The following is a 13,096-nucleotide window of genomic DNA, read 5'->3' on the forward strand; positions in this document are numbered from 1 at the left end:
GGCAGGCGCGGTTCGACGGACATCGAAGCATAACCGGCTCAGTTGAGCTGATCAGCGTCGGGATCACCACCGCTCCTGGAGCGCCTACATGCGCGATCAGCCGAAGGGCATCGCGAGCATGTCTAAACATGTCTGGAATCCGCACGGCGCGTACTCCGGCGTTCTACGGACCCGCGACACTACGATGACACTCCGCTTTCCCGCGTGAACTTGCGTAAATGACACGCAGACGAGAAATCATCGGCGTCTCCCGGTATTTGAATCCCGCCCACTATCCTCGCGAATCAACAGAAGTGCTAAGGTTGCGTTCGGTTGGGAGCGTCGCCAAGCATGATCCGTATCTCCACGATTTTCGTTGCCATTTGTATGGTTCTGGTCGCGGCCTCGCTCGGCCTGATCCTGTATTCGGTGGCCGGTATCAGTGGCTCGGAATCCGCGATCGTCGCGCTCGCCGCACTGACGTTCCTGATTCTCTACAATGCCGTGTCGATGCGACTGCGCGACCGCACCGATATCGGCAGCCAGATCGCCGATCTGTCGCGCGGCACCGCCGACCTCGCGCGTCAGGTCGCCGAGTTCGGCCGCCGCCTGTCGGCGGTGGAGGGACGCATCGTGTCGTCGAGCTCGGTCAGCGCCGATCGCCTGCAGGGGGTCATCGGCGAGATCAACGAGCTCGGCGGACTGATGAAGCAGCTCGCCGTCACCGTGGCCCAGCACGAGGACCTGATCGCGGCCATCCCGCCGGCAACACCGCCGGGAGCTGGGGCCGGCACGGTTCGCGACGCCGATCGCCCGCTCCCGGCCGCCGCTTCCTCCAGCGGCGCGCTCGAGATGAACGCGGTGCCGTCGCGCGGCGTCGAGCAGAAGGTGGCCGAGACCTCCGGCACGTTCAGCGCGGCACCGGCTGCCGCCCCCCTGCCGCCCAAACCGCAGGCTCCGGCGGCCACGGCCGTGCCGCGCAGCCAGCCGCAGATCCTCGCCGCCGTCAAAGGCGCGATCGAGGACAACCGCCTCGACATCTATCTGCAGCCGCTGGTGACGCTGCCACAGCGCAAGGTGCGCTTCTACGAGGCGGTGACCAGGCTTCGCGACGAGCGCGACCAGGTGGTCGCGGCCGAGGACTTCATCGGCATCGCGGAAGCGGCCGGCCTGGTCGGGCGCATCGACCACATGGTTCTGCTTCGCTGCGTCCAGGTGCTGCGCCGCCTGATGGTTCGCAACAAGGACGTCGGCATCTTCTGCAACATCTCCTCGGCGACGCTCAGCAGCCCTGCAAACTTTTCACAATGCCTCGATTTCCTCGAAGCGAATCGCGCCCTGGCGCCGTCCTTCGTGCTCGAATTCAAGCAGTCGACCTTGCGCAGCCTCGGTCCGACCGGGACCGAGCATCTCGCGGCCCTGGCACAGCGCGGCTACCGCTTCTCGATCGACCATGTCACCGACCTCCGGTTCGAGCCGCGCGAGCTCGCCGATCGCGGAGTCCGCTTCATCAAGGTCCCGGCCGCGCTGCTGCTCGACCCGAAGCAGAGCTCGGCCTCCGACATTCACCCGACCGATCTCTCCGATCTGCTCGGCCGCTTCGGCATCGACCTGATCGCCGAGCGGATCGAAGGCGAGAACAGCGTCGTCGACCTGCTCGACTACGACGTCCGCTTCGGCCAGGGCTTCCTGTTCGCGCCGCCCCGCCCATTGCGACCCGAGGGCGCATCTGCTACCGGCGAGGCCGCCGCCGGCCCATCGGGCGGGCAGGACATCAAGATTCAGGACCCCAATGCCGCCGGCACCACCTCTCTCGACGCGTCACACACCAATGCTCCGACGCGCAGCGGCAATGCCGCGCTCGCCCGCCGTGCCGCCGGGACCCTCTGAGATCAGCCGGCTGCCATGACCGTTCTCCGCTTCGAAGAGCGGCTGCGCGATCTGGTCGGCCGCAAGCAGGTGCTGCTGAGCGACATCTGGGGCGTGGTCCATAACGGGCTGGAGTCCTTCCCCGACGCCTGCGACGCGCTGCACCACTTTCGCCGCCAGGGCGGTACGGTGATCCTGATCACCAACGCACCCCGGCCGGCCGATTCGGTCCAGCGCCAGTTGCGCAAGCTCGGCGTCGCCGACGAGGTCTACAGCGCCATCGTCTCCTCCGGCGACCTGACCCGCCACTACGTGGCCGATCATCCCGGCGGCAAGGTGTTCTGGCTCGGCCCCGAGCGCGACAATTCCATTCATCGCGGTCTCGACCTGGCGCTGTCGCCGCTCGAAGAAGCGTCCTACATCATCTGCACCGGCCTCTACGACGACGAGACCGAGACCGCCGAGGACTACCGGCCGATGCTGCTGCGCGCCCGCGAGCGCAAGCTGCCGCTGATCTGCGCCAATCCGGACATCGTGGTCGAGCGCGGCGACCGGCTGATCTACTGCGCCGGCGCCATCGCCGAGCTCTACCGCGAGCTCGGCGGCGAGGTGATCTTCTACGGTAAGCCGCACCGGCCAATCTACGAGCGGGCCATGATGCTGGCCGAGCAGCACGCCGGCCGGCCGGTCGCGCGCGAGGAGGTGCTGGCGATCGGCGATTCCGTCCGCACCGATCTCGCCGGCGCGCACGGCTTCGGCATCGACTGCCTGTTCGTGACCCGCGGCATCCATTCCGAGGAGTTCGCCGGCGTCGAGCAGCTCGACCCGGCCTCGATCAAGGAGCTGTTCGGCCATCCGCCGCGCGCCCTGATGCGCGAATTGAAGTGGTGAACGGATCCTGAAACGCAAAACGCCCGGCCGAGTGCCGGGCGTCTTTCGTTGGAGTGGATCAGGCGGGCGTCAGGCCGTTGCCATGTCCGGGAACACCGCGTCGATCTTGGTCTTCAAGGTCGCGGCATTGAACGGCTTGACGATGTAGTTGTTCACGCCGGCCTTCTTGGCCGCGATCACGTTCTCGGTCTTGGATTCCGCCGTGATCATGATGAACGGCGTGGTCGCCAGGTTCGGATCGGCGCGGACCTCGCGGAGCAGGTCGTAGCCGGTCATCGGCTCCATGTTCCAGTCGGAGATCACGAGGCCGTATTTCTTGGCGCGCATCTTGTTGAGGGCCATCGAGCCGTCGCTGGCATCGTCGATGTCCTCGAAACCGATCTGCTTGAGAAGATTCCTGATGATACGGATCATGGTGCTGTAATCGTCGACGACGAGCACCGGCATCGTCAAATCAACCGCCATCTTGACTCCCCCAGACGCGAACACAACGCGCAGACTGTTACAAAAAAGCTCATGCGGCAGGGGTCGTAACCGACCCCGCCATCCGCTTTCAGCAGTAGCATCAGCCGTTAAACAGCGCGTTAACTGCGCTGCGGCTGCATGTCGCTATTGCTGCGCTGCATGAGCGGAGGAACCCCTTCGGCTTGACTTCGCGGGGCCGGCCGCCCACCGTCACGGCAACCACCGTCCGCCGGTAGCCCACCGAAATCCGCGAGATATTTCCGTCACATGCCCGATTTCAAGATCATCCGCGATTCCACCCCGCCGTCGGACATCCTCAAGGGCGCGGTGGTGGCGATGGGCAATTTCGACGGCGTCCATCTCGGTCACCGGGCCGTGATCGAGGCGGCGATCGAGATGGGCAAGGCCAAGGGGCGCCCGGCGCTGGCGCTGACCTTCGAGCCGCATCCGCGGCGCTTCTTCAGCCCCAATACCCCGCAGTTCCGCCTGACCGACGAGACCGCCAAGCTGCGACTCCTGGCCGGAACCGGCCTTGCCGGCGCCGTGGTCATGGCCTTCGACAAGGCCCGCGCCCAGACCTCGGCGCAGGATTTCATTCACCATGACCTGATCGGGCGGCTCGGGATCGCCGGAATCGCGGTCGGCTACGACTTTCATTTCGGCAAGGGCCGCGTCGGCTCGCCCAGCCTGCTCGCCAACGAGGCCCCCAAGCTCGGCATCGAGGTCGACATCCAGGCCCATGTCGACATCGACGAGCGGCCGGTGTCCTCCACCGCGATCCGCGAAGCGCTGGCGGAGGGCCAGGTCAGCGAGGCGACCGCGATGCTCGGCGGCCCCTGGTTCGTGAGCTCCGAGGTCATCCACGGCGAGAAGCGCGGCCGCGATCTCGGCTACCCCACCGCCAACATGCGGCTCGATCGCGATTGCGGGCTGCGCCACGGCATCTATGCCGTCCGGGTCGGCCGCGGCCGCGGCGCTGAGCGGGTGCTGATCGACGGCGTCGCCAATTTCGGCCGCCGGCCGACCTTCGACAACGGCGCGCCGCTGCTCGAGACCTTCCTGTTCGACTTCAAGGACAGCCTCTATGGCGAGGTCCTGGACGTCGCCTTCATCGGCTTCATCCGCGAGGAGGCCAAATTCAGCTCGATCGAGGCCCTGATCCGGCAGATGGACGACGACAGCGCCAGGGCCCGCGCTTTGCTGGCGGCCCATCCCGGCCTTTTCCCCCGGCTCGGCGAGATCGGCTGATCCTCCTGCTCCATCGGTGACGTCATTCCGGGGCAGCCCGCCAGGGCTGAACCCGGAATCTCGAGATTCCGGGTTCGATGCTAGCGCATCGCCCCGGAATGACGCTGAACGACGATCCCGCAGCGTTGCTGCCGCAGGATCGCTTTGCGATTCCGCAGTCCGGCTGCTATGAGGAGGCCCCATGTTGATACGGCGCATCATCGGCATTAGCGGCCCGGCTTCCGCCTGAGCTTCGAGCTCGGCGCAAGACCGGGATGTCTCTGCTCGTTCCGCCGCCCGCGATCGAAATCGCGTCTCAGCGCCTCATCTCTCAGCCAGCCAGATCACGATGTCCGAAAAGCCGCAAAAGCCCGACGCCCAAAAATCCGACGCCAAGGACTATTCCAAAACCCTCTACCTGCCGCAGACGGAATTCCCGATGCGCGCCGGCCTGCCGCAGCGCGAGCCGGAGATCCTGAAATATTGGAGCGACATCGACCTCTACGGCAAGCTGCGCGACACCGCCAAGAACAGGCCGAAATTCGTCCTGCACGACGGCCCGCCCTATGCCAACGGCAACATCCACATCGGGCACGCGCTGAACAAGATCCTCAAGGACGTCGTGACCAAGAGCCAGCAGATGCTCGGCCACGATTCCAACTACGTGCCGGGCTGGGACTGCCACGGCCTGCCGATCGAGTGGAAGATCGAGGAGGAGAACTACCGCAAGAAGGGCAAGACCAAGCCCGACTTCCGCGACTCCGCCGCCATGGTCGCGTTCCGCAAGGAATGCCGCGCCTATGCCGACCACTGGCTCAACGTGCAGCGCGAGGAGTTCAAGCGTCTCGGCGTGATCGGCGACTGGGACCATCCCTACGCCACCATGACCTATCCGGCGGAAGCGCAGATCGCGCGCGAACTGATGAAGTTCGCCGCCAACGGCACGCTGTATCGCGGCTCCAAGCCGGTGATGTGGAGCGTGGTCGAGAAGACCGCGCTCGCCGAGGCCGAGGTCGAGTACGAGGACTATCAGTCCGACACGGTGTGGGTGAAGTTTCCGGTGACGTCGCCGGCGCATGGCGCGCTCGCGGGCGCCTCGGTGGTGATCTGGACCACCACGCCCTGGACCCTGCCCGGCAACCGCGCCATCTCGTTCTCGCCGAAGATCGCCTACGGCCTCTATGAGGTCACGGACGCGCCGGCAGACAATTGGGCCAAGACCGGTGACAAGCTGATCATGGCCGACGCGCTGGCCGACAGCGTGTTCAAGCAGGCGCGCGTCACGAGCTACAACAAGCTGCGCGACATCCCCGGCGACACGCTCGACGCCGTCGAATGCGCGCACCCGTTGAAGGGCCTCGCCGGCGGCTATAATTTCGTCGTCCCGCTGCTGCCCGGCGACCACGTCACCGACGACACCGGCACCGGCTTCGTGCACACCGCGCCCGGCCACGGCCGCGAGGACTTCGACGTCTGGATGGCGCATGCGCGCGAGCTCGACGGCCGGGGCATCGCAACCACCATCCCCTACACCGTCGACGAGAACGGCGCGCTGACCGACCACGCGCCGGGCTTCACAGGAAAACGCGTCATCAACGACAAGGGCGAGAAGGGCGACGCCAACGAGGCCGTCATCAAGGCGCTGACGGATGCCGGCATGCTGCTCGCGCGCGGCCGGCTCAAGCACCAGTACCCGCATTCCTGGCGCTCCAAGAAGCCGGTGATCTTTCGCAACACGCCGCAATGGTTCATCGCGATGGACAAGGACATCGCGGACCAAGGTCAGGCGAAGTCCGGGGATACGCTGCGTGCCCGCGCGCTGCGCGCGATCTCGGTCACGCAATGGGTGCCGGCCGCCGGCCAGAACCGCATCACCGGCATGATCGCCAACCGTCCGGATTGGGTGATCTCGCGCCAGCGCGCCTGGGGCGTGCCGATCGCCGTGTTCGTGCGCGAGACCGGCGACGGCTCCGCCGAGATCCTGCAGGACGAGACCGTCAACACCCGCATCACTGAGGCCTTTGCCAAGGAAGGCGCCGACGCCTGGTACGCCGACGGCGCACGCGAGCGCTTCCTCGGGTCCCGCGCCAACGAGGACTGGAACAAGGTCGACGACATCTGCGACGTCTGGTTCGATTCCGGCTCGACCCACGCCTTCGTGCTCGAAGACCCCGTGCACTTCCCCGGCCTCGCCGGCATCAGGCGCAAGGTCGATGGCGGCCAGGACACGGTGATGTATCTCGAAGGCAGTGACCAGCACCGCGGCTGGTTCCACTCGTCGCTGCTGGAGAGCTGCGGCACCCGCGGCCGCGCGCCTTACGACGTCGTGCTGACGCACGGCTTCACGCTCGACGAGAACGGCCGCAAGATGTCGAAGTCGCTCGGCAACACCGTCGAGCCGCAGAAGGTGATCAAGGAGTCCGGCGCCGACATCCTGCGCCTCTGGGTCTGCGCCACCGACTATGCCGACGACCAGCGCATCGGCCCGGAGATCCTCAAGAACACCATCGAGACCTACCGCAAGCTGCGCAACAGCATCCGCTGGATGCTCGGCACCCTGCATCACTACAAGCGCAGCGACGCCGTGGCGTTTGCCGACATGCCGGAGCTGGAGCGCTTGATGCTGCATCAGCTCTCGCAGCAGGCCGAGGTCATCAGCCGCGCCTACGCCGCGTTCGACTACAAGACCGTGATCGCGAGCCTGGCTGCGTTCATGAACACGGAGCTGTCGGCGTTCTATTTCGACATCCGCAAGGACACGCTGTATTGCGACCCGCCGTCGTCGGTGGCGCGCAAGGCGGCGCTGACCGCGATCGACCTGATCTGCGATGCCGTCCTGAAATGGCTGGCGCCGGTGCTCTCCTTCACCACCGACGAGGCGTGGCGGATGTACAGGCCCGACGCAGAGCCGTCGGTGCATCTGACGCTGTTCCCGGAGGCGATGGACCAATACCGCGACGATGCGCTTGCCGCGAAGTGGGAGACGATCCGCAACGTCAGGCGCGTCGTCACCGGCGCGTTGGAGCTCGCCCGCGCCGCCAAGACCATCGGCTCCTCGCTCGAAGCCTCGCCGGTCATCTACGTCGCCGACCGCGCGCTGCTCGGCACCTTGTTCGACACCGATCTCGCCGAGGTCTGCATCACCTCGAACTACGAGGTCCGCGAGGGTGACGCCCCGGCCGATGCGTTCCGGCTCGATGCGGTGCCGGGCGTGGCGGTCGTCGTCGAGAAGGCCGTGGGCAAGAAGTGCGCCCGCTCCTGGAAGATCCTGGAGAGCGTCGGCGACGACCCTGAGTACCCGGACGTTTCCCCGCGCGACGCGCAAGCGCTGCGCGAGTGGAAGGCGCTCGGGGTCGGTATGTGACGCGTGATCGCGCGACACCCACAACTGTCGTCCCGGCGAACGCCGGGACCCATAACCACCGGCGTTCATGTTGACGAAGGACGATGACCCAGACTTTCTCCGCCAACACACATCACGCGGTATGGGTCCCGGCGTTCGCCGGGACGACAGCGGTATTTGCCGCGAGTTGCTTGGCATGATCGCGCTCACCCCATGACCCCCCGCCTCCGCCTCGGCCTCATCGCCGGCTTCGCCACCCTGGTCATCGACCAGGCCTCCAAGCTGTGGCTGCTGTACGTGTTCGACCTGCCCAACCGCGGCACCGTCAAGATCACCCCGTTCTTCGACCTCTACCTCGCCTGGAACATCGGCATCAGCTTCGGCTGGCTGCAGAGTGAGAGCACGCTGGCGCAATATGGACTGATGGCGGTGAAGGCCGTCGCGGTGATCGCCCTCGCCATCTGGATGGCGCGTGCGGAAAGCAAGCTGGCGACGGCGTCGCTCGGCCTGATCATCGGCGGCGCCATCGGCAACGGCATCGACCGGCTGGCCTATGGCGCGGTGGTCGATTTCGCGTTGTTCCACATCCAGATCGGCGGCACGGTTTACAACTGGTACATCTTCAACATGGCCGACGTGGCGATCGTTGCCGGGGTGGCGGGCCTGCTATATGACTCCTTCTTCGGGGCCCCCGCCGCAAAAGCGCCCTGATCCGGGTCGATACCGGCCGGTGCCGATCCTGGGTCAAGAGCCTGATGATCTTCACGTTTTCGAGATCGGCGCGATGCCTGGACGGCCCCCCGTCGAATCGAGGATCGCAATCGGTGGGTCGCGGCCGGTTCGTCGGAGCACGAGCACTGGACAAGCGAGGACAGGGAAAGCCATGCGCAAGACCGAAGTCAGCGGCCGGATCATGACCCACGCGGCCATTCGCGTCCTGCGGCTGTCCGCCGTTGCGCTCGGCATTGGCCTCGTCATGGCCGCCGGCGCCGCCCGTGCCCAGGACGACGAGGAAGACGACAAGACCTTCGAAGAGAAGATCATCGACAATCTGATGCGCGGTCTCGGCGGCACCAACATGGAGACGCCCTCCATCGAATACCGCGAGCGGTCGCCTTTGGTGGTACCGCCCAAGCTCGATCTTCCGCCCCCCGCCGCCGCGGCGCAGGCGACCGCGCCAAACTGGCCGAAGGACCCCGACGAGCAGCAACGCCGGGCCGCGGCCGCCGCGCGCAAGAAGGAAAACAGGGATCCGGTCAATGCGGCCCGTCCGCTGACCCCGGCCGAGATGAAGATGGGGCGGACGGCCGCCGCCAAGCCGACTGAGCCGATTCAGCCCGGCGTGGCCAACAACCCGATGATGAGCCCGTCGCAGCTCGGCTTCAAAGGCGGCCTGTTCGGCATGTTCAAGGGCAGCGACAGCGAAACCAAGCCGTTCACCAGCGAGCCGCAGCGCGAGAGCCTGACCCAGCCGCCGCCCGGCTATCAGACGCCGTCGCCGAGCTATGCCTATGGCACCGGCAAGCAGGAGCCGATCGGCGGCAAGCAGCTGGACATCATGACCGGCAAGGAACGGTGACGGCGGCAGCCGTTCGCCCGGAGATGCCGGCTTCGCTGGCGTTAGCGAAATTTAATGTCTCGCGGCGGCACGATGTCGCCGTTTTGTGACGCCGGGCCCCGTCCGGCGCGGTGTAGCATGCTGCGCTCAAACCCGATCGCCCCGCCCCGCGGGCCTTCAGAAGGATCATGATGTCCTCGCACCGGTTCATTCCCGTCGCCGCCGCGCTCGTCTCCCTCATCGCGTTCACGGCGGGCGCTTCGGCGCAAACGACGTTCGCCTCCGAGCCCCCCGCCAGCTTCACCCTCCCCAACGGCCTGCAGGTCGTCGTGATCCAGGATCACCGCACGCCGGTGGTGACGCAGATGATCTGGTACAAGGTCGGCTCCGCCGACGAGACGCCCGGCAAGTCGGGCCTGGCGCACTTCCTCGAACATCTGATGTTCAAGGGCACCGAGAAGCATCCCGCCGGCGAGTTCTCCAAGACGGTGCTGAAGATCGGCGGCAATGAGAACGCCTTCACCTCGGTCGACTACACCGGCTATTTCCAGCGCGTGCCGCGCGATCAATTGCCGAAGATGATGGAGTTCGAGGCCGACCGCATGACCGGCCTCGTGCTGAAGGACGAGAACGTGCTGCCCGAGCGCGACGTGGTGCTCGAAGAGTACAACATGCGCGTCGCCAACTCGCCGGAAGCCCGTCTCAACGAGCAGATCATGGCGGCGCTGTACGTCAACCACCCCTATGGCCGCCCGGTGATCGGCTGGCGGCCGGAGATCGAGAAGCTCGGCCGTGAGGATGCGCTGGCGTTCTATCGCCGCTTCTACGCGCCCAACAATGCCATCCTGGTGATCGCCGGCGACACCGACGCCAAGGAAGTGCGCCCGCTCGTGGAGCAGACCTTCGCCAAGATTCCCGCGCAACCCGACATCCCCGCGCGCCGGTTGCGGCCGCAGGAGCCCGAGCCGGTGGCGCCGCGCACGGTCACGCTGGCCGACCCGCATGTCGAGCAGCCCTCGATGCGCCGCTTCTATCTGGTGCCCTCGGCCACCACCGCGGCCCCCGGGCAGTCGGCCGCGCTGGATGTGTTGGCGCAACTGATGGGTAGCGGCAGCAACTCCTATCTCTACCGTGCGCTCGTCGTCGACAAGCCGCTCGCGGTCAATGCCAGCGCGTCCTATCAGGGCACGTCGCTCGATCCGAGCCAGTTCTCGATCGCGGTCGCGCCGCGTCCGGGCGTCGATTTCGCCCAGGTCGAGGCTGTCGTCGACAGCGTCATCGCCGAGATCGCGCAGAACCCGGTGCGCGCGGAGGATCTCGAGCGCGTCAAGACGCAGCTCATCGCCGAGGCGATCTACGCCAATGACAACCAGGCCACCATGGCACGCTGGTATGGCGGCGGCCTCACCACCGGATTGAGCATCGAGGACATCCGGAGCTGGCCCGACCGCATCCGTGCCGTCACCGCCGAGCAGGTGCGCGCCGCCGCGCAGACCTGGCTGCAGAAGAAGCGCTCGGTCACCGGCTATCTGATCAAGGACAATGCGGCCAAGCGCGAGGAGAAGCGGTCGTGATGAACACAATGACCTTCGCCCGCCGCTTCGCCTGCGTTCTCGCCGTCGGCGCCGCCGCGCTCACGATCGTTCCCGCCGCCCACGCGGCGACCAAGATCCAGCACCTGGTGTCGCCCGGCGGCATCGAAGCCTGGTTCGTACAGGACGCCACCGTGCCGCTGATCGCGATGGAATATGCGTTCCAGGGCGGCGCCTCGCAGGACCCCGCCGGCAAGCCCGGCGTCGGCAATCTCGTGGCCGACCTGCTCGACGAAGGCTCCGGCGATCTCGACTCCAAGACCTTCCACGAGCGGCTCGACCGCCGCGCCATCGAGCTGAGCTTCCAGATCTCGCGCGATCAATTCCGCGGCTCGCTGCGCATGCTGCGCGACAACAAGGACGAGGCGTTCGAGCTGCTGCGCACCGCGCTGACCTCGCCGCATTTCGACAGCGCCGACGTCGAGCGCATCCGCTCGCAGGTGATCTCCGGCCTGCGCCGCGAGACCACCAATCCGAGCTCGCTGGCGGGCCGCAAGTTCCTCGAGCTTGCCTTCCCCAACCACCCCTACGGCCGTCCGGCCAACGGCACGCTGGACAGCGTGCCGACGATCACCGTCGACGATCTCAAGGCCTATGTCGGCCGCGTGCTCGCCAAGGACACGCTGAAGGTCGCGGTTGTCGGCGACGTCGACCCGGCCACGCTCGGCAAGCTCCTCGATCAGACCTTCGGCAGCCTGCCGGCCAAGGCCACCTTGACGCCGGTGCCCGACGTCGTCGCCACCATGCCGCCGCAGCGCGCGCTCGTGCCGCTCGACGTGCCGCAGACCGTGATCACCTTCGGCGGTCCCGGCATCCGCCGCCACGACCCGAACTTCATGGCGGCCTATGTGGTCAACCACATCCTCGGCGGCGGCGGCCTGTCGTCGCGGCTCTACAAGGAGGTGCGCGAGAAGCGCGGCCTCGCCTACTCCGTCTACGACGCGCTGCTGTGGATGGATCATTCGGCGCTGTTCATCGGCAACACCGCCACCCGCTTCGACCGCGCCGGCGAGACCATCGCGGCCGTCGAGCAGGAGATCCGCCGCATGGCCGAGGAAGGCCCGACCCAGCAGGAGCTCGACGAGGCCAAGTCCTACATCAACGGCTCGCAGATGCTGGCGCTCGACACCTCCTCCAAGCTGGCGCAGGCGATGCTGCAATATCAGCTCGACAAGATGCCGATCGACTACATCGAGAAGCGCAGCGAGATCGTCAACGCCGTCACCCTGGACGACGCGAAGAAGGCGGCGAAGCAGCTCTGGAGCCAGGGCCTGCTCACGGCCGTCGTCGGCCGCACCCCGCAGGCCGCCGCCGAACCGTCCCAGGCGCCGGCCACGGCCCCGGTGACCAAGACGAACTGAGCGGGGCGCGGAGCTTCTCTCCTACGAGCACGTTGTTAGTTGCTCGGCATGCCCGGGCTTGTCCCGGGCATCTACGTCGTTCCGAGGACGCTGGGCCACGTGGATAGCCGGGCCTTCGCTGCGCCCAAGCGGCTTCGGCCGCGCAGGCGGGACAAGCCCGGCCATGACGAACGATCGTGGCCAACCACCGCTGGCGCCACAAAAACAGTGTCGTCCCGGCCTTGAGCCGGGACCCATACCCCCAGGGCGATGTTTGAGGCAGCTTGGTCATTGGCATCTGCCGCCCCACCTCGGCTGCGGCGAATGGGTCCCGAGTCGGCGCCGTCAGCCAGGCTTCGCGTCGCTGACGGCTTGCCCGGGACGAGCGCGGGAGGACCGCGCGTTGATTTCCGATAAAAATAATACTCTTGCTATTTTTCGGAATTCATGATTTGATCCGCCCATCCCGCCTCACTGCGGAGGGGCGTTGCGCGCGATCGTCACGACACGCGAGGCGGGGAGCGGTGGCCGCGAGAGATCGCAGCGTCTTCTCACGAGGACGCGGACGAACGATGTCTTCCGGACGTGAAGTCGCAGCGTCCTGATACCCCGATGCTGGTATCACGCGCTGATGCGCAAGCATCATGCGCAATGGTGGCCAACACGCCCGGCGCACCAGGGAGACTGCGTATAAGCGTGAAGACCATCGCGCGGGGAATGCCGGGATGCCTCGGCTGAACCTGTGGTACCTGCCGCCTGCATTTTTTTCGCAGGCGGGCCATGGGTGCGGCCAGCGCCCGGCATTCCCCGCGCCCTCTGCATGCTCGCGAGG

Annotated in this window: 9 protein-coding genes; 8 read left to right on the forward strand and 1 reads right to left on the reverse strand. The window is 66.5% G+C overall.

Going from position 1 to position 13,096, the window contains the following annotated elements:
• Positions 1-330: 330 nt before the first annotated feature.
• Both QW887_RS29260 and QW887_RS29265 read left to right on the forward strand, forming a co-directional pair.
• Complete coding sequence (locus tag QW887_RS29260) at positions 331-1,869, forward strand: EAL domain-containing protein (protein WP_316184159.1); 1,539 nt, start codon at positions 331-333, stop codon at positions 1,867-1,869.
• A gap of 15 nt (positions 1,870-1,884) precedes the next feature.
• Positions 1,885-2,739 carry a TIGR01459 family HAD-type hydrolase gene (locus QW887_RS29265; protein ID WP_315713614.1) on the forward strand — a complete coding sequence of 285 codons (855 nt, stop codon included), beginning with the start codon at positions 1,885-1,887 and terminating at the stop codon, positions 2,737-2,739.
• A 69-nt stretch (positions 2,740-2,808) separates the two neighbouring features.
• Here the strand turns inward: QW887_RS29265 and QW887_RS29270 are convergent, their stop codons facing one another.
• Positions 2,809-3,204 (reverse strand): response regulator, encoded by a 396-nt coding sequence (locus QW887_RS29270; protein ID WP_006613531.1) that lies wholly within the window; start codon positions 3,202-3,204, stop codon positions 2,809-2,811.
• Positions 3,205-3,471: 267 nt separating this feature from the next.
• Between QW887_RS29270 and QW887_RS29275 the strand changes: the two genes are divergently transcribed.
• From QW887_RS29275 to QW887_RS29300, 6 genes are all read left to right on the forward strand, one after another.
• The gene (locus tag QW887_RS29275) at positions 3,472-4,452 is read left to right on the forward strand and encodes a bifunctional riboflavin kinase/FAD synthetase (protein ID WP_316165829.1); all 981 of its coding nucleotides are present in this window, start codon (positions 3,472-3,474) and stop codon (positions 4,450-4,452) included.
• A 328-nt stretch (positions 4,453-4,780) separates the two neighbouring features.
• Positions 4,781-7,795, forward strand: a complete 3,015-nt coding sequence (ileS, locus tag QW887_RS29280) for an isoleucine--tRNA ligase (RefSeq protein WP_316195641.1) — start codon at positions 4,781-4,783, stop codon at positions 7,793-7,795.
• A 192-nt stretch (positions 7,796-7,987) separates the two neighbouring features.
• Positions 7,988-8,485, forward strand: coding sequence for a signal peptidase II (lspA, locus tag QW887_RS29285; RefSeq protein WP_315713617.1), 498 nt, complete (start codon positions 7,988-7,990; stop codon positions 8,483-8,485).
• A gap of 202 nt (positions 8,486-8,687) precedes the next feature.
• The gene (locus QW887_RS29290) at positions 8,688-9,353 is read left to right on the forward strand and encodes a hypothetical protein (protein WP_315713662.1); all 666 of its coding nucleotides are present in this window, start codon (positions 8,688-8,690) and stop codon (positions 9,351-9,353) included.
• A gap of 167 nt (positions 9,354-9,520) precedes the next feature.
• Positions 9,521-10,906 carry a pitrilysin family protein gene (locus QW887_RS29295; protein ID WP_315754473.1) on the forward strand — a complete coding sequence of 462 codons (1,386 nt, stop codon included), beginning with the start codon at positions 9,521-9,523 and terminating at the stop codon, positions 10,904-10,906.
• The gene (locus QW887_RS29300; RefSeq protein WP_316187668.1) at positions 10,906-12,285 is read left to right on the forward strand and encodes a pitrilysin family protein; all 1,380 of its coding nucleotides are present in this window, start codon (positions 10,906-10,908) and stop codon (positions 12,283-12,285) included. The genes QW887_RS29295 and QW887_RS29300 overlap by 1 nt, the downstream gene beginning before the upstream one ends.
• Positions 12,286-13,096: the final 811 nt, after the last annotated feature.

This window comes from Bradyrhizobium sp. SZCCHNRI3052, from assembly GCF_032484895.1.
Classification (GTDB): Bacteria; Pseudomonadota; Alphaproteobacteria; order Rhizobiales; family Xanthobacteraceae; genus Bradyrhizobium.